Below are 17,513 nucleotides of genomic sequence, written 5' to 3'. Positions count from 1 at the left end.
TCGGCGTGCGCCTTGCCAGATTGCAAGCCCGCTGTCAAAAGCCGCACACCATGACCGATCAAACTGCCACCCCGCAAAGCTTTTCTGCCTCCGTTCCGCTGAGGGGCCAGATCGCAATTCCGGGTGACAAGAGCATCTCGCACCGCGCGCTGATGCTTTCGGCGCTGGCAGTAGGGACAAGCCGCGTGACCGGCCTGCTCGAAGGGCATGACGTCCTCGCAACCGCTGCGGCGATGCGCGCGATGGGCGCGTCGATCGAACGCCGCGAGGACGGCGAATGGCACATCGACGGGGTCGGCGTCGGCGGCTTGCTGCAACCGCGCCAAGCGCTCGACATGGGCAACAGCGGCACCTCGACCCGCCTGCTCATGGGCCTCGTCGCGAGCCATCCGATCACCGCGACCTTCATCGGCGATGCCAGCCTGTCGGGGCGTCCCATGGGCCGGGTGATCGATCCTCTGGGGCAGATGGGTGCCGACATCAGCGCCTCGCCCGGAGGACGCCTGCCGCTGATGATACGCGGCCTCGCCCCTGCCGTGCCGCTCGCCTACCGACTGCCGATGGCGTCGGCCCAGGTGAAAAGCGCCATACTGCTTGCTGGGCTCAATACGCCGGGGATTACCGAGGTGATCGAGCCCGTCCCCACGCGCGACCACAGCGAGCGGATGCTGCGCGGCTTCGGCGCCGACCTGACGGTCGAGACCGACGGCGAAGGCACGCGCCATATCCGTATCCGCGGCGAAGCCGAGTTGAGGCCCCAGACGATCATTGTCCCCGGCGATCCTTCGTCCGCCGCCTTCTTCATCGTCGCGGCGCTGATCGTGCCCGGGTCCGACATCACCATCGCAAATGTCGGCCTTAACGCCACGCGCGCGGGCCTCGTCGGTGTGCTTGGGCAGATGGGCGGCAACATCGAACTTCTGAACGCGCGCGAAGTCGGCGGCGAACCCGTCGCGGACGTGCGCGTTCGCCACAGCACGCTCACGGGTATCGAGGTGGATCCCGCCGTCGCGCCGAGCATGATCGACGAATTCCCCATTCTCTTTATCGCCGCCGCTCTCGCCCAAGGTCGCACCGTCACCACCGGGCTCGACGAACTTCGCGTCAAGGAAAGCGATCGCCTGGCCGTGATGGCGGCGGGCCTCCGTGCCATCGGCGCGCGGGTCGAGGAGCGCGCGGACGGGCTGATCATCGACGGCAGCGGCGGCGATTCGCTGCCTGGCGGCGCAACGGTCGCCGGCCACCTCGACCACCGCATCTGCATGAGCTTCGCGGTGGCGGGATTGGTCAGCGAGGCGCCGGTGACGATCGACGACATCGCGCCGGTCGCGACGAGCTTCCCCAATTTCGAGGCGCTTCTTGCAGAGCTGCAACAATGATCATCGCGGTCGATGGCCCCACCGCATCGGGCAAGGGTACGATAGCAAGGGCGCTCGCGCAGCATTTCGGCCTCCCCGTTCTCGATACCGGCCTCCTCTATCGCGCGGTCGGCTATCGGACGCAGCTTAATCACGGCGATCCCGACAATGCCGCGGACGCGCTCGCCGCGTGCGACTTTCCAGACAGCCTGCTCGACGATCCGGCGTTGCGCTATGAGAGCACCGGCAGTCTCGCAAGCCGTGCCTCGGTTCATCCCGCGGTGCGCAAGGCGCTGTTCCAGCGGCAGGTCGACTTTGCGAACCAGCCGGGCGGCGCCGTGCTCGATGGCCGCGACATTGGCACCGTCATCGCGCCGCACGCCGACGCCAAAATTTTCGTGACGGCGTCCCCGGAGGAACGTGCGCACCGTCGTCACGCCGAAATGCGCGCACGCGGCGTCGAGGTAAGTTACGACGCGGTGCTTGCGGACATTCACGCGCGCGACGCACGCGACACGGGCCGCACCGACGCGCCCCTCGTTCGCGCTCCGGACGCCATGCTGCTCGACAACAGCGACATGACCCGCGAGGCCGCGCTGGCTGCCGCGATCGCCTTTGTCGAACAGCGGCTTCACGACGCGAACTGAGCCCCCTTTTTCCTTGCTTTCGCGCGGTTCCGCGCCTATAGGCGCCGCGTCCGACGGGCGCTTTTGCCGGTCGAGGCGCGGACAGACCGCCACTCCAGCCGAGTGTCGGGCGTGACGAGGGCAACTCGTCGCGCCCGTTTTGCTTTGTCCACGCCTTGCCGATCTTGGTGCCCCCGAGGATGTTCTGCCTCGCATCCGGCGTGCAGGACGGATCGGCCACAAGACCAGCGGAACCAACCGCTTGGCCGGAACAAATGAAGTAAGGAACAACATCTATGGCCTCTACGGCTTTTCCGACGCGCGACGATTTCGCCGCGATGCTCGACGAATCGCTGGGTGGTGCCGACGGCGGCTTTGAAGGCCGCGTCGTCAAGGGCACCGTAACCGCGATCGAAAACGACCTGGCAGTGATCGACATCGGCCTGAAGAGCGAAGGCCGCGTTGCGCTTCGCGAATTCGCGATGCCCGGCCAGAAGGCTGACCTGAAGGTCGGCGATGAAGTCGAAGTCTATGTCGACCGCGTAGAAAACGCCAATGGCGAAACGATGCTGTCGCGTGACCGCGCCCGCCGCGAAGCCGCGTGGGACCGCCTCGAAGAAGAATTCAACAAGGAAGCCCGCGTCGAAGGCGTCATCTTCGGCCGCGTCAAGGGCGGCTTCACCGTCGACCTCGGCGGCGCCGTGGCCTTCCTTCCCGGCAGCCAGGTCGACATCCGCCCCGTGCGCGACGTCGGCCCGCTGATGGACCTGCCGCAGCCCTTCCAGATCCTCAAGATGGATCGTCGCCGCGGCAACATCGTCGTGTCGCGCCGCGCGATCCTTGAGGAAACGCGCGCCGAACAGCGTTCGGGCCTGATCCAGAACCTGGAAGAAGGCCAGATCATCGAAGGCGCGGTCAAGAACATCACCGATTATGGTGCGTTCGTCGACCTCGGCGGCATCGACGGCCTGCTCCATGTCACCGACATGAGCTACAAGCGCGTCAACCACCCGAGCGAAGTCATCAACATCGGTGACACGGTCAAGGTGCAGATCATCCGCATCAACCGCGACACGCAGCGCATCAGCCTGGGCATGAAGCAGCTCGAAAGCGATCCGTGGGAAGGCGTCGCCGCCAAATATCCGGTCGGTGCAAAGCTGTCAGGTACGGTCACGAACATCACCGACTACGGTGCATTCGTCGAACTCGAACCCGGCATCGAAGGTCTGGTCCACGTCAGCGAAATGTCGTGGGTCAAGAAGAACGTCCACCCCGGCAAGATCGTTTCGACGAGCCAGGAAGTCGACGTCCTGGTGCTCGAAGTCGACAGCGACAAGCGCCGCATCTCGCTTGGGCTCAAGCAGGCCCAGTCGAACCCCTGGGGCGCCTTTGCCGAAGCGCATCCGGTCGGCTCGGTCGTGGAAGGCGAAGTCAAGAATGCGACCGAATTCGGTCTGTTCGTCGGCCTGCCCGGCGACGTCGACGGCATGGTCCACATGTCGGACATCGCCTGGGGCATCTCGGGCGAAGAAGCGCTGCACCTCCACCGCAAGGGCGAGGCCGTGCAGGTCGTCGTTCTCGACGTCGATGTCGAGAAGGAGCGCATCAGCCTCGGCATCAAGCAGCTTGAGAAGGGCGCCCCGGCCGTCGGCGGCGGCGCTGGTGCAGGCTCGCTGAAGAAGAACGACATCGTCACCGTTTCCGTCCTCGAAGTCCGCGACAACGGCCTCGAAGTCCAGGCCGGCGAAGATGGCGCGACCGGCTTCATCAAGCGTGCCGACCTTGGCCGCGACCGCGACGAGCAGCGCCCGGAGCGCTCTCAGGTCGGCCAGAAGTTCGACGCGATGGTGGTCGGCTTCGATCGCTCCAAAAAGCCGAACTTCTCGGTCAAGGCGATGCAGATCGCCGAAGAAAAGGAAGCTGTGGCGCAATATGGTTCGTCGGATTCGGGCGCCTCGCTCGGCGACATTCTTGGCGAAGCGCTGAAGGCCGGCAAGAAGGATTAATTCCTCCTTCCCGCTCCACGCGAAACAAAAGGCCCGCAGAGTGTCCCTCTGCGGGCCTTTTTCTTTCGGTGATACATTTTGACCAGACAATGAAACATGATACCTTCCCAATGCGTTGGGAGGGGTCTCGCGCACAATCGACCGGTAACATCCGGGGTGCCTGCTTCGGCGGGCAAGGCGTGGCTATAAATAATAGGGGAAGCAGATGATCCGGTCAGAACTGGTTCAAAAGATCGCGAACGAAAACAGCGATTTGCGGCTCGAAGAGGTGGAACGCATCGTCGACACTTTTTTTGATTCCATCGTTGACCAACTCGCATCGGGAGGCCGCGTCGAGCTTCGCGGCTTCGGCGCCTTTTCCGTACGGGCGCGCGAGTCGCGCACCGGCCGCAATCCGCGCACGGGGGCCGCGGTCGAAGTGAAGGCCAAAAATGTGCCCTATTTCAAGCCCGGCAAGGAAATGCGCGAGCGACTGAACAGCTGAGCGCGCGACTTTTTCCCGTCATCCCGGCGAAGGCCCGGATCTCACCCTATCGATATGACGCGCGGGCGAGATCCCGGCCTTCGCCGGGATGACGGTTGTTGTTGGCCGACTATCCGCTCAGTTCTTGAGCCGGTAGCCGGTTTTGAACATCCAGAAGATGACGCCGAGACAAATCACCAGAAAAAGCGCGACCGCACCCATGCTGATCTCGATCGCGACATCGCCCTGCCCGAAGAAGGTCCAGCGAAAGCCGCTGATCAGATAAACGACGGGATTGAACAAGGTCACAGTGCGCCACGCGGCGGGCAGCATGTCGAGCGTATAGAAAGCACCACCCAGGAAGGTCAGCGGATAGACGACCAGAAGCGGAATAACCTGAAGCTGTTCGAAGCTTTGCGCCCAGATGCCGATGATGAAGCCGAAAAGGCAAAAAGTCACCGCCATCAATATCATAAATGCGACCATCAGCAGGGGATGCGCGACGTGAACGTCGACGAACAGATGGGCGGTCGCGAATATGATCGATCCGATGATCACCGATTTCGTCGCGGCAGCACCGACATAGGCGATGATCGTCTCGAGCGGCGACAGGGGCGCCGACAGCATTTCATAGATCGTGCCCGTCCATTTCGGCATATAGATGCCGAACGAGGCGTTGCTGATGCTTTCGGTGAACATCGTCAGCATCATCAGGCCCGGCACGATGAAGGCACCGTAAGACACGGTGCCGACCTCGCTCATCCGGCTTCCGATCGCCGAACCGAAAACGACGAAATAGAGCGCCGTCGTGATGACGGGCAGCATCAGGCTGGTCCAGAAGGTGCGGCCGAAGCGCGCCATTTCAAAGAGATAGATAGCGCGGATGCCGCGGATATTGGAAATCATGCGGCCTGCTCCCGCGCGTTTTTGTCTTCATGCACCAGCCCGACGAAAATCTCTTCGAGCGAGCTTTGCTTGGTGTGCAGATCCTTGAACCCCACGCCGATGTCGCTCATCCTGCGCAGCAGCGAAGGCACCCCGGTCGCTTCGGCCTGGCTGTCGAATTCATAGACAAGCTCGTGCCCGTCGCCCACAAGTTCGAGCTTCCAGCCGGACAATTCGCTTGGAATCGACGCCAGCGGCTCGGCGAGATTGAGCGTCAGAGTCTTGCGGCCCAGCTTCTTGATCAGGGCGTGTTTTTCTTCAACCAGGACAATCCTGCCCTTGCTGATGACACCGACGCGGTCGGCCATTTCTTCGGCTTCCTCGATATAATGCGTCGTCAGGATGATCGTCACGCCGCGCTCGCGCAGACCGTGGACCATCTGCCACATGTCACGCCGCAGTTCGACGTCGACCCCGGCGGTCGGTTCGTCGAGAAAGAGGATTTCGGGTTCGTGGCTGAGCGCCTTGGCGATCATCACGCGGCGCTTCATGCCCCCCGACAGTTCCATGATCTTGTTGTTCCGCTTGTCCCAGAGCGACAGGTCGCGGAGCAATTGTTCGATATAGGCGGGGTTCTTCGGCTTGCCGAACAGCCCGCGCGAAAAACTGACCGTCGCGAGCACCGTTTCAAACGCATCGGTGTGCAATTCCTGCGGCACGAGCCCGATCTTCGTTCGCGCAGCCCGATAATCGCGAGCGTGGTCGTGTCCCGCGACCGTTACCGTCCCCGAGCTGGCAGTGACGATTCCGCAGACAATGCTGATCAGCGTCGTCTTGCCCGCCCCATTGGGGCCGAGCAGCGCGAAAATTTCGCCCTTGTTGATTTCAAGATCGACATTGCTGAGCGCTATGTGACCGCTTTTATAGGTTTTTCCGAGTCCGGAAAGCTGGAGAACGGCTGTCATTGCAGCGGTTTAGCCGAGCCGGCGCAGGACGCAAAGCGCGAAACATACTTGACCTGCCCCTGTCGGTCCGCTTGACCGGCCCCGCGCGTGCGGACGTGGCGAAATCGGTAGACGCAGCAGACTTAAAATCTGCCGGCCTAGTGTCATGCGGGTTCAAGTCCCGCCGTCCGCACCAACCCTGGTGGACACTTACCGGCGAATCACCGCCTTCACGCTCGCACGCACGCCCAGCCGGTCGAGCAGATATTTTCCGGTGCCGGCGGCCCGGTCGACACCCGCCATCATGCCAAGCGCGGCGCGATTGCGCAGCGTCGGCCGCAACACCAGGACGTCGACGCAGTCGATCGAGGCACGGCCGAACTGCGCCTTGTGTGCGCCGTCGCCCTCGGTGAAATCGAAGGCGCGAAACCGTCCCTCCGCGAATAAAGCGCGCATGGCATCGACGTGCAGAACAGTGCCCGGCGATAAGGCCGCGAAAGCAGGATCATAGCCGAGATGGGCATAGATCAGAATGTCGCGGTCGACCGGCAGGTAAAGATAAGCGATCGCGCGATCGCCGGCGAACAACAAAAAGGCGCGGACCTGGTCCCGCGCTGCGGCGGCAACGGCACGCGCGCGATCGGCCTCGCCTGCCGGAAGCCCAGCTTGCAATAGCCGAGCCTGGTAGGTTTGCTCGGAAAGCGGGACGGCGATGTCCATAAACTCCTCGATCTCCGCCCCTGTCCGATAACAACGCATCGAGGTTTCACCTGCGAAATGCTCTGCAAGGCGGCGGGCCTTGCGCGATAGCGTCGAACGGGTCCGCGACGAGAATCCCCGCCACCAGTCGTCGAAATCTTGCCCCTCCATCGGCACATAATGGCGTGGATAGGATTGGCGCACCGAAACGAGCCAACCCTCCAGCCGTGCCGTCAGATCGGTCAGCCGGTCGCGGGGCAGCGAGCGGAACAGCCAGCCATCGCGGCCCGCCGACGGGATGGCACGCGTCGCAGGATCCAGAATCGCGTCGAGGCTATGCCCCACCACGGCAAGATCGCGCCGGATATGGCCCAGTGTGCGGCCCGCCACTTCGACGCGCAGCGCCACGCGCCCGCCTGCCTTGTCCTTATTGCTGTCGGTCATCCCTCGCCCGATCTTCACGGCAGTTCCCGGCAAATTGCCCGCACGTTATCGCGCACGCGCAATTAATCGGTCCCTCCTCTATGCAGCTTTGGCAGCACATGGTTATGATTGGCTTACACGGTTTGAAGGAACATGCGGAATGAAAGCAAGCGGCGGGACCAAGCACCGCGCCATGGCGATCGCGGTCGCGACGGGCCTGATGCTCGCGCTGCCCGGCTGCGATCTGTTCGGCGAACGCGGCCCGGTTCGTGTAGCCGCGATGGGTGAGCTCAACCTGCGCGCGAACCCTCTCCGTGGCGAACTTTCTACCGCCAATGCGGCGCTACTCGACGCCACATCGCAGGGTCTCGTCAGCTATGATGGCGAAGGACAGATCGATACCGGCCTTGCCGACCGCTGGACTGTCACCGCCGACGGGCGCAGCTACATATTTCGGATCACCGAGGCCAAATGGACGAATGGCCGCAAGGTGACTGCCGAGACGGTTGCCGGCATCCTGCGTTCCTATCTGGAACCCGCGAGCCGTCATGTACTGAAAGACGATTTTCCGGAGATCGAGACGATCAGGGCGATGACCGATACGGTCATCGAAATCCGCCTGTCGGTCCCGCAGCCGGCACTGCTCGAACTGCTTGCGCAGCCGTCGATGGCGATCGTCAACAAAGGGATGGGATGGGGCCCCATGAGACCACGCAAAATCGGGCAGGCCATGCTGCTTTCGCCCGTTCCCGACCCTTTGGCCGAGGATGCGGAAGCGGCCGAGGCCGCCGCGAACGATCCCGCCGCAGCGATCGAACTCATCGGCACGACGCCGCAGGGCGCGCTCGCGCGGTTCAAGAACGGCTATGCCGACGGCGTGATCGGCGGGCGCTTTTCCACCCTCCCCTATTTCGTCGCGTCGAACATCGGACGCTCGCGGCTGGTGGTCGATCCGGCCCCCGGCCTGTTCGGGCTGGCCTTTGTCCGCGCCGAAGGGTTCCTGGCGACCGATACAAATCGCGAGGCGCTGGTGCGCGCGATCCGGCGCGATCGGTTGATCGAAGCCTTCGGGCTTGCCGAATGGCAACCGCAGGTCACGCTCCGTCCCGCGCTTTATACCCGCGACGGGGGGCCCGCTCCGTTGAGGCCGACCTGGGCGGAGTATGACAATGCGTCGCGGTTGACGCAGGCCAAGCGCATCGTGGACGCCTGGCGCAGCGCGGGGCGGCCGATCGAGCCGTTGCGCATCGCCGTCCCCGATTCGCCCGGCGGGCGCATCCTCTTTGCCTATGTCGCCGCCGATCTGTCAGCCATCGGCGTGCCCAGTCGCCGCGTCAACATGGCCTCTGCCGCCGACCTGCGGTTGATCGACGAGGTCGCGCCCAATGACGATCCGATATGGGCGCTGCGCCGCCTGTCGTGCCGCCGCGACACGCTCTGCAATCGCGAGGCGCAAAATCTGATCGATCAGGCGACGACGAATATCGACGCGGGGCAACGCGCGCGGCAGATCGGGGAGGCGGAGGCGGTGCTTGCCCGCTACGCCCCCTTCATCCCCCTCGCCACGCCGCTGCGCTGGTCGGTCGCGTCGCAGCGCCTCACGGGCCTGCGTGCCAACGGCCGTGCGCAACATCCATTGAATCATCTGATTGCCATACCCAACTAACACAGTGGCGCTCATATGGGAGCGCTTCTGAAAGGACGCCGATGCCCCCCTCGCCGCCCCATCCCGACGCGATCTTCGACGCGCTGATCCAGAATCGCAGTGACCCCGCCGCGCTGCGCAAGCGCGTCGAAATGCTCGAAATCCTGCTCGAACGCAGCTTCGTCATTCCCGGCATCAACCGCCCCGTCGGTCTCGACGCGATCGTCGGACTGGTCCCTGTGGTCGGCGACGTCATCGCCGCGACGATGGGCGCCTATCTGATCTGGGAGGCCCGCAACCTCGGCATGCCCAGGTGGAAGATCTGGCGCATGGTCGGCAATCTGGGCGTCGATACCGCGCTGGGCGCCGTGCCGCTGGTGGGCGATGCCTTCGACTTTTTCTTCCGGTCGAACAGCCGCAATCTGAAGATCATCAAGAAACATCTCGACAAGCATCATCCGGGCACGATCGTCATCGATCAGTGATTTCCCGTCATCCCGGCGAAGGCCGGGATCTCGCCTATGCGTGCGGACAACAGGGTGAGATCCCGGCCTTCGCCGGGATGACGATATACTTTCTCAGGGTGTGTAATGCTGCTAGCACAGCGCCATCACACCCCAGGGGAGATAATCCGAATGATCCGCGCCAGCCTTGCCGCGCTTGCCGTCAGCTATTCGATTGCCGCCGTAGCGGCCGCCGCGCCGCAGGATGAGGATCCCTACATCTGGCTCGAGGATATCGAGGGCGCGGAGGCGCTCCACTGGGTCAAAAAGGAAAATGCTGCGACCGACAAACTGCTCGTCGGTCGTCCCGGCTTTGAGACCGACCGGAGGCGCGCCCGCGAAATCCTCGACGACGACCGCCAGATCGCGATGCCCGGCGAAGTGATGGGCGATGTCGTCACGAACCTGTGGCGCGATGCGAACAACCCGCGCGGGCTGTGGCGGCAAAGCCCGCTCGACGCCTGGTTGGCCGGCAAACCCGAATGGACGGTGCTGATCGACGTCGACGCGCTCGGCAAGGCAGACGGCCAAAGCTGGGTCTGGCACGGCGCCGACTGCCTCGCTCCCGACTATAAGCGCTGTCTTGTCTCGCTGAGCCCCGGCGGCACCGACGCCGACATCGTGCGCGAATGGGACCGCACGACGCGGAGTTTCGTCGACGGCGGCTTCATGCTGCCGCAGGCGAAAAGCAGCGTGACGTGGGAGGATGCCGACACGCTGCTGGTCGCCACCGATTATGGCGAGGGCAGCATGACCGCGTCGGGCTATCCGCGCATCGTCAAGCGCTGGAAGCGCGGCACGCCGCTGTCGTCGGCCGAAACGCTGGTCGAGGGCGCGCATGAGGACGTCGGCATGACCGTCTTCGCGCTGACCGATGGTGACCGGCGCTGGCCGATGATCAGCCGCGGCAAGACCTTTTACACCGCCGATTACATGCTTCCGAACGTCGACGCTTCGCGCTATATCTCGACGATCATTCCCGACACCGCCAGCGTGCGCGACGTTATCGACGGGCAGGTGATCGTCTTTCTCAACAAGGATTGGGCCGACATTCCCGCGGGTTCGCTGGTGGCGCTGTCGCTTGCCGACATGTCCGCCGATCGTCGGGTGCCGATCGTCACCGCGATGACCCCGACAAAGGCGCAGGCTATCGAAAATGTCGCTGCGACCGACAATATCCTGTGGGTGAAGGCGCTCGATCACGTCGAAGGCAAGCTGTTTGCGCTGCGCCGCGACGCTGCGACGGGTCAATGGAGCCGGAAGGAAATTCCCCTCGCCGCCAATGCGACGGTCGGAGTCGCGGGAACGATCGGCAAGCGCGACATCGTGTTGGCGACCGCCGAGACGATGCTGACACCGCCAACACTCTATGCCGTCGCCGAGAATGAGGCGCCTCATCCGGTGCAGAGCCTGCCCGCGACGTTCGACGCGAAGGACATGCTCGTCGAAAAGCGCTTCGCGACATCGAAGGACGGGACCCAAATCCCCTATTTCCTCGTCCGCAAGAAGGGCGCGACGGCACCGGTTCCGGCGCTGATCCACGCCTATGGCGGCTTCCGCGCCGCGCAGACGCCGGGCTATCTGACCGGCCAGCCCTATCGCGCCGGGCCGCTCGGCCTGTTCTGGGTGGAAGGCGGCAATGCCTACGTCCTCGCCAACATTCGCGGCGGCGGCGAATATGGTCCCGCCTGGCATCAGGCGGCGCTGCGCGAAAAGCGCCAGAACAGCTTCGACGACCTGCACGCGGTAGCCGAGGATCTCGTCAAAACGGGGGTCAGCGCCAAGGGCAGGATCGCGATTTCGGGCCGGTCGAACGGCGGCGTGCTCGTCGGCGCGGCGATGACGCAGCGCCCCGATCTCTACGGCGCCGTGATATCGGGATCGCCGATCAAGGATATGTGGCGATACGACAAGATGCTTGCGGGCGCCTCGTGGGTCGCCGAATATGGCGACCCCGACGTGCCCGAAGACTGGGCTTTTCTGTCGGAATATTCGCCCTATCACAACATCCGCAAGGGCGTGACCTATCCGCCGGTCTTCCTCTATCTTTCGACCAAGGACGACCGCGTCCACCCTGGCCACGCGCGCAAATTTGCCGCGCGGCTGATGGCGAATGGCAACCGCGTCTATTATCACGAATATCTGGAAGGCGGTCATTCGGTCGGCGCCGACCATGCCGAGGATGCGGTGCGCGCGGCGATGCTTCACGCCTTCCTGCAACGCGAGCTGGTGGAGAAGGAATAGGCACAAGGCCAGCAAGGCCGCCCCTCCCTCCTCCGCCATCCCGGCGAAGGCCGGGATCTCGCCGGAGCGTAAGGATGAGACGGTGAGATCCCGGCCTTCGCCGGGATGACGATTGAGGCTGGAATTGCCCCAACCGCTCCCCTTCAGCGAATCTGCCGTTTCTCCAGTTTCCGCGCGAGCGTGCGGCGGTGCATCCCCAGCCGGCGCGCGGTTTCGGAGATGTTGAAGCCGGTTTCGACGAGCGTTTGGTGGATATGTTCCCACTCGACGGTCTTGATCGACGACTGGCGGCCATCCACCGGCGTTTCGGCATTGCCTTCGGCGCGGTCGAACGCGGCCTCGATATCGTCGGTGTTCGACGGTTTGGCGAGATAATAGGAGGCGCCGAGCTTGATCGCCTCGACCGCCGTGGCGATGCTGGCAAAGCCGGTCAACACCACGATCCTCATCGCGGCATCGGTGGCGCGCAGCGTCTGCACACACGCGAGCCCCGATGCACCGCCGAGCTTGAGGTCGACGACGGCATAGCCGGGCCGGAAGGTGGCGAGCAGTGCCTCCATCGCCTCCGGGTTGTGCGCGACCTCGACCGTATAGCCGCGCCGTTCAAACGAACGCTTGAGCGTGCGCGCAAACGCCTCGTCATCCTCGACGATCAGCAGGTGTCGCGGCTCGGTCATGGCCTTTCTCCTCCAGGGGGCGCGAGGGCCGAAATGGGCAGGACGATCCGCACCAGCGCGCCACCCGTATCGCGGTTCGCAACGCTGGCGCTGCCGCCGAGCTTGCGCAGCACATTGACGAGCAGGAACAGCCCCAGGCCGCCCCCGGGCCGCCCCTTGGTCGAACGATAAGGCTGGCCGAAATTCTCCAGCATCTCCGGGCTGAACCCCGGTCCGCGATCGGCGATCTCGATCACCAGCATGTCGCCATCGCGCGAGGTCGTGAAGCTGGTCCAGTCGGGCGACACTTCCGCCGCATTATCGAGGACATTGCCGATCACCTGCCGCAGCGCGGGGTCCGACACGATCGCGACGTCAGCGCCGAAGCGGTCGTTGAACTCGACCGTGCCCGGGCGGCGAACGGCGCGGGTGTGCGCGACAATCTCGTTAAACGAGGCGCGCATTGTCGTGAGCTGCGGCGCTTCGCCGCGCGCCTCGCCCGCCGACATCAAGATGCCGCTGACGATGGCCTTGCAACGCTGGACGGCGGTGTCCATGTCGGCCAGATCCTCCTGAAGCTCGCGGTCGTCCTTGAGGCGCGGTGCCGCCTTCCAGTCGCCGATCAGCACCGACAAGGTGGAGAGCGGCGTCCCGAGCTCGTGCGCGGCGCCCGACGCGAGCAGCCCCATGCGCACGATATGGTCCTCCTCGGCCGCGCGCTGGCGGCTGGCCGCGAGCGCGGCGTCGCTGTCGCGCAGATTGCGGCTGATTCGCGTGACGAAAGCGACGAGCAGGACCGCGATGAGCAGGAAGCAGACGAAACTCCCCTGCAGATAGAGTTTCATCGGGTCGGCAGCGTAGGGCGGCGGCAGTACCAGCGGCGTCGGGTCGATGCGCAGCATTGCCAGCGCCGCAAGTGCCGCCGCGACGATTGCCCACGACGAGCGCGGAGTCAGCAAAATCGCCCCGATCACCACTTGCAGCAGGAAAAGCGATGCAAAGGGATTGGCAAGCCCGCCGCTGTGATGAAGCTGCCAGCCGAGCGCCGCGACATCGAAGAGCAGCGCCGCGGTCAGTTCGGCGTTGGTCACCGCTCGGCCGCGGCGGAGCACGGCGGTACTGGCAAGGTTGATCGCGATAAGCACAAGGATCGCGCCGAGCAGCGGCGCGCGCTCCAGCGGAATGCCCATCGGACCGCTGACGATCCCGATCGTCGCCAGCTGGCCGCCGACGGCAAGCCAGCGCAGCTGGATGAGCAGCGTCATGTTGCGGCGGCCGGCAGGGGCGCGGGCAGGCAAGGTTGCGGGATCGGTCATCATTCGCGGATACGCCACAACCGCCAGGCAAAAAAGACACTGAGCGCGGCAAGCGCAAACCAGGTCAGCGCATAAACCAAATGATTATCGGGAAAGCGCACGACGGTCAGGCCGCCGACGGGATAGCCGCCGGGGTTCGGGGAGGCGTCGGCGTCGACGAAATAGGGTGCGGTCGGGCCAAGCCCGCGCGCGCGCGCGATCGCCGCCACATCGCGTGAGAACCAGCGGTCCGCCGCCGGGTCGTTCGCACGGAGAAACGCGCCTTCGGGTTCCGTGACGCGCAGCAGGCCGGTGACGGCGACGCTTCCCGCGACATTGCCCGCCGCGCGCGACCGCGCGCTACGGCGTCCCCTGGGCACAAAGCCGCGGTTGACCAGCAAGGTGAAGTCCGGCGTTTCGAGCGGCGTGACCACCCAAAAGCCCGCGCCGCGCTCGGTGACGGCCTGCACCAGCGTTTCACGATCATGGCGAAACACGCCCGTCGCTGTAACGCGGCGATAGGCGTCGTCCTTTGCGTTGATCCGCAGCCACGCATCGGGTCCCGGTGCCTCGACCGACGCGGCATGGATGCGCGCATCGACCGCGGCGACCAGTTCATGCTTCCAGGCGCGCCGTTCGACCTGCCACACGCCAAGCCCCGCGAGAAGCATCGCCGCGATCAGCGCCGCCGCGGCGAAACCCGCGCGGCGGGTACGCGTCACGGCGCCTGGCTCTCAAGCTGGCTCGTCGGTTCGTGCGGCATCGGCATCATGTTGGTGTTGAGATGGTGCATCACCCACAGCGATCCCGCGAGCATGATCACCACGACGATCACCGTGAACACCAGCGAGGTGAGCGACCAGCCACCCTCTGCTCTAGGCGTCATGTGGAGGAAAAATACCATGTGAACGACGATCTGCACGACCGCAAAGCCCATGATGATCGCCCCTGTCGCCCCGGCGCTGAGCGGCATCGTCATCACCAGCCAAAAGGGTATGGCGGTCAGGATTACCGACAGGACGAAACCGATGACATAGTCGCGCATCGTTGCGTGCGGCATCTCGATTTCATGGTGCCCGTCATGCGCGTGAGCGGCGGCGTGGGGATCGGCGCTCATCGCAGCACTCCCATCAGATAGACAAAGGTGAAGACCCCGATCCAGACAACGTCGAGGAAGTGCCAGAACATCGAAAGGCACATGACCCGGCGCTTGTTCGCAGCGATCAGCCCGTGCTTCGACAACTGAACCATCAGCGTCACCAGCCAGATAATACCGAAAGTGACGTGCAGCCCGTGCGTGCCCACAAGGGTGAAGAAGGCCGAAAGAAAGGCGCTGCGCTGCGGCGTCGCGCCGATCTCGATCAGATGATGGAACTCGTAAAGCTCGATGCCAAGGAAGGCGAGCCCGAACAGGCCCGTGATCGCGAGCCAGAGCTGCACGCCCTTCACCCTGCCCTGCTGCATCTGGAGCACGGCAAAACCGTAGGTGATCGACGAGAAGAGCAGCATCGCGGTGTTGAGCGCGATGAGCTTCAGGTCGAACAGATCCTTAGGCGCGGGACCCGCGGCATAGCTGCCGCCGAGTACCGCATAACAGGCAAAAAGGATCGCAAAGATGAGGCAGTCGCTCATCAGATAGATCCAGAAGCCCAGCATCGTGCTGTGCCCCTCCGGATGCGCATGTTCGTCGAGGTCGTAGAAGGCGACGCGTTCGTCGGCGGTGATGGTTTTCGCACTCATCGCATCAGGCTCCGGCCGCCAGCTGGCGGGTACGCGCTTCTTCGACCGCGGCGACCGTAGCCGCCGGTATGTCGAAATCGCGCTTGTAGTTGAAGGTGTGGATGATCGCGCCCGCAACCACCGCGGCAAAGCTGAGCGCGACGAGCCACCAAATGTGCCACACGAGTGCAAAGCCGAGGACAAGGCAGATGCCCGACAGGATGATCCCCGCGCCCGTATTCGACGGCATGTGGATGTCGCGATAACCGCCCAGAGGACGCTGGTGTCCCCGCCGTTTCATGTCGTGCCAGGCGTCAAGGTCGCGGATCACCGGGGTGAAGGCGAAATTATAATCGGGCGGCGGCGAACTGGTCGCCCATTCGAGCGTGCGGCCGTCCCACGGATCGCCGCTTTCCTCGGCGAGTTCCTTGCGGCGCCAGATGCTCACGGCAAACTGGACCAGCATCGCGCCGATGCCCGCGGCGATGATCAGCGCGCCCACCCCGGCGATCGCAAACCAGATTTGCAGGCTGGGGTCATCGAAAACGCGCATCCGCCGCGTCACACCCATGAGCCCCAGGATATAAAGCGGCATGAAGGCAACCCAGAAACCGACGACCCAGCACCAGAAGCTCACCTTGCCCCAGAAGACATCGAGCTTGAAGCCGAACGCCTTGGGCCACCAGTAATTGATCGCTGCGAACAGGCCGAAAAGAACGCCGCCAATGATGACGTTATGGAAATGCGCGATAAGGAACAGCGAGTTGTGGAGCACGAAATCGGCGGGCGGAACCGCGAGCAGCACGCCGGTCATCCCGCCGATCACAAAGGTGAGCATGAAGGCGATCGTCCACATCATCGGCAGTTCGAAGCGAATACGGCCGCGATACATGGTGAAAAGCCAGTTGAAGAGCTTGGCCCCCGTCGGGATTGAGATCACCATCGTCGTGATGCCGAAAAAGCTGTTGACGCTTGCCCCCGACCCCATGGTGAAGAAATGGTGCAGCCACACGATGTACGACAGGATGGTGATGCACACCGTCGCATACACCATCGACGTATAACCGAAGAGGCGCTTGCCCGAGAAGGTCGAGGTGACTTCGGAAAAGACGCCGAACAGCGGCAGGATGAGGATGTAAACCTCTGGGTGTCCCCAGATCCAGATCAGGTTCACATACATCATCGGCGACCCGCCGAGATCGTTGGTGAAGAAGTTCGTGCCCGCGTAGCGATCGAGGCTCAGGAGCGCGAGCGTCGCGGTCAGGATCGGGAAGCTCGCGACGATCAATATGTTCGAGCAGAGCGAGGTCCAGGTGAAAACGGGCATCTTCATCAGCCCCATGCCCGGCGCGCGCAGCTTCAGGATCGTGACGATCAGGTTGATGCCCGACAGCGTCGTGCCCACCCCGGCAATCTGAAGCCCCCAGATATAATAATCGACGCCGACATTGGGGCTGTAGGCGATCCCCGACAAGGGCGGATAGGCGAGCCAGCCGGTCTGGGCATATTCGCCAACGAACAGCGAGATCATCGTCAGCGCGGCACCTGCGCTCGTCATCCAGAAGCTGAAATTATTGAGGAAAGGAAAGCTGACATCGCGCGCGCCGATCTGCAACGGGACGATGTAGTTCATCAGGCCGGTGATGAACGGCATCGCCACGAAGAAGATCATGATCACGCCGTGCGCGGTGAACACCTGGTCATAATGATGCGCGTTCAGATACCCCTCGGACCCGCCGAAGGCCATCACCTGCTGGAGCCGCATCATAATTGCATCGGCAAAGCCGCGGAGGAACATGATCAGCCCCAGGACCATATACATGATCCCGATGCGCTTATGGTCGACGGTGGTGAACCACTCCTTCCACAAATAGCCCCAGAGACGATATTTGGTCAGCAGGCCGAGCACGGCGATACCGCCGATCGCGACCGCGATGAAGGTCGCGACCAGGATCGGTTCGTGCAGCGGAATTGCGTCCATCGACAGCTTGCCGAGGATCGGGTGCGTCGGTGGGGCGGGGTGCGGGATGATGGTGTCGGACATGGG

General features: G+C 63.8%; 16 protein-coding genes and 1 tRNA gene. 8 read left to right on the top strand and 9 right to left on the bottom strand.

Annotation, left to right across the window (positions count from 1 at the left end; genetic code table 11):
• Positions 1 to 50: 50 nt before the first annotated feature.
• The 4 genes from aroA (at position 51) to RIA72_RS16675 (ending at position 4,474) form a co-directional block, all read left to right on the top strand.
• Positions 51 to 1,379 (top strand): 3-phosphoshikimate 1-carboxyvinyltransferase, encoded by a 1,329-nt coding sequence (aroA, locus tag RIA72_RS16690; RefSeq protein WP_350033186.1) that lies wholly within the window; start codon positions 51 to 53, stop codon positions 1,377 to 1,379.
• A complete protein-coding gene (locus RIA72_RS16685; protein ID WP_350033185.1) occupies positions 1,376 to 2,005 on the top strand; it encodes a (d)CMP kinase in 630 nt (209 codons plus the stop codon). The genes aroA and RIA72_RS16685 overlap by 4 nt, the downstream gene beginning before the upstream one ends.
• A gap of 275 nt (positions 2,006 to 2,280) precedes the next feature.
• Complete coding sequence (gene rpsA / locus RIA72_RS16680; protein ID WP_350033184.1) at positions 2,281 to 3,990, top strand: 30S ribosomal protein S1; 1,710 nt, start codon at positions 2,281 to 2,283, stop codon at positions 3,988 to 3,990.
• 205 nt (positions 3,991 to 4,195) lie between these two features.
• Entirely contained in the window at positions 4,196 to 4,474 is a 279-nt protein-coding gene (locus tag RIA72_RS16675; protein ID WP_350033183.1) for an integration host factor subunit beta, read from the top strand.
• A 117-nt stretch (positions 4,475 to 4,591) separates the two neighbouring features.
• On the opposite strand, the gene RIA72_RS16670 is transcribed toward RIA72_RS16675, so the two are convergent.
• Together RIA72_RS16670 and RIA72_RS16665 are read right to left on the bottom strand one after the other, a co-directional pair.
• Positions 4,592 to 5,359 (bottom strand): ABC transporter permease, encoded by a 768-nt coding sequence (locus tag RIA72_RS16670; protein ID WP_350033182.1) that lies wholly within the window; start codon positions 5,357 to 5,359, stop codon positions 4,592 to 4,594.
• Positions 5,356 to 6,303: an ABC transporter ATP-binding protein gene (locus RIA72_RS16665; protein WP_350033181.1), complete on the bottom strand. Its 948-nt coding sequence runs from the start codon at positions 6,301 to 6,303 to the stop codon at positions 5,356 to 5,358. Before RIA72_RS16665 ends, RIA72_RS16670 begins: the two co-directional genes overlap by 4 nt.
• An 89-nt stretch (positions 6,304 to 6,392) precedes the next feature.
• Here RIA72_RS16665 and RIA72_RS16660 point away from each other — a divergent pair.
• A tRNA-Leu gene (locus RIA72_RS16660) sits at positions 6,393 to 6,478 on the top strand.
• 14 nt (positions 6,479 to 6,492) lie between these two features.
• On the opposite strand, the gene RIA72_RS16655 is transcribed toward RIA72_RS16660, so the two are convergent.
• Complete coding sequence (locus RIA72_RS16655) at positions 6,493 to 7,425, bottom strand: GNAT family N-acetyltransferase (protein WP_350033180.1); 933 nt, start codon at positions 7,423 to 7,425, stop codon at positions 6,493 to 6,495.
• 139 nt (positions 7,426 to 7,564) lie between these two features.
• Here RIA72_RS16655 and RIA72_RS16650 point away from each other — a divergent pair, with 139 nt between their 5' ends.
• From RIA72_RS16650 to RIA72_RS16640, 3 genes are all read left to right on the top strand, one after another.
• Complete coding sequence (locus RIA72_RS16650) at positions 7,565 to 9,070, top strand: ABC transporter substrate-binding protein (protein WP_350033179.1); 1,506 nt, start codon at positions 7,565 to 7,567, stop codon at positions 9,068 to 9,070.
• A 41-nt stretch (positions 9,071 to 9,111) separates the two neighbouring features.
• The gene (locus RIA72_RS16645; RefSeq protein ID WP_350033178.1) at positions 9,112 to 9,534 is read left to right on the top strand and encodes a DUF4112 domain-containing protein; all 423 of its coding nucleotides are present in this window, start codon (positions 9,112 to 9,114) and stop codon (positions 9,532 to 9,534) included.
• 150 nt (positions 9,535 to 9,684) lie between these two features.
• A complete protein-coding gene (locus RIA72_RS16640; RefSeq protein WP_350033177.1) occupies positions 9,685 to 11,796 on the top strand; it encodes a prolyl oligopeptidase family serine peptidase in 2,112 nt (703 codons plus the stop codon).
• Positions 11,797 to 11,939: 143 nt separating this feature from the next.
• On the opposite strand, the gene RIA72_RS16635 is transcribed toward RIA72_RS16640, so the two are convergent.
• The 6 genes from RIA72_RS16635 to cyoB are packed head-to-tail and all read right to left on the bottom strand — an operon-like array spanning position 11,940 to position 17,510.
• Entirely contained in the window at positions 11,940 to 12,473 is a 534-nt protein-coding gene (locus RIA72_RS16635) for a response regulator transcription factor (protein WP_350033176.1), read from the bottom strand.
• Positions 12,470 to 13,768 carry an ATP-binding protein gene (locus RIA72_RS16630; RefSeq protein ID WP_350033175.1) on the bottom strand — a complete coding sequence of 433 codons (1,299 nt, stop codon included), beginning with the start codon at positions 13,766 to 13,768 and terminating at the stop codon, positions 12,470 to 12,472. The genes RIA72_RS16635 and RIA72_RS16630 overlap by 4 nt, the downstream gene beginning before the upstream one ends.
• Complete coding sequence (locus RIA72_RS16625; protein ID WP_350033174.1) at positions 13,768 to 14,469, bottom strand: SURF1 family protein; 702 nt, start codon at positions 14,467 to 14,469, stop codon at positions 13,768 to 13,770. The genes RIA72_RS16630 and RIA72_RS16625 overlap by 1 nt, the downstream gene beginning before the upstream one ends.
• Positions 14,466 to 14,864 (bottom strand): cytochrome o ubiquinol oxidase subunit IV, encoded by a 399-nt coding sequence (cyoD, locus tag RIA72_RS16620; RefSeq protein ID WP_350033173.1) that lies wholly within the window; start codon positions 14,862 to 14,864, stop codon positions 14,466 to 14,468. Before cyoD ends, RIA72_RS16625 begins: the two co-directional genes overlap by 4 nt.
• Entirely contained in the window at positions 14,861 to 15,487 is a 627-nt protein-coding gene (cyoC, locus tag RIA72_RS16615; RefSeq protein ID WP_350033172.1) for a cytochrome o ubiquinol oxidase subunit III, read from the bottom strand. Before cyoC ends, cyoD begins: the two co-directional genes overlap by 4 nt.
• A gap of 4 nt (positions 15,488 to 15,491) precedes the next feature.
• The gene (cyoB, locus tag RIA72_RS16610; protein ID WP_350033171.1) at positions 15,492 to 17,510 is read right to left on the bottom strand and encodes a cytochrome o ubiquinol oxidase subunit I; all 2,019 of its coding nucleotides are present in this window, start codon (positions 17,508 to 17,510) and stop codon (positions 15,492 to 15,494) included.
• Between the last annotated feature and the right edge of the window lie 3 nt (positions 17,511 to 17,513).

This window comes from Sphingopyxis sp. (genome assembly GCF_040216815.1).
Lineage (GTDB): Bacteria > Pseudomonadota > Alphaproteobacteria > Sphingomonadales > Sphingomonadaceae > Sphingopyxis.
This window is presented reverse-complemented; position numbering and strand designations above follow the sequence as displayed.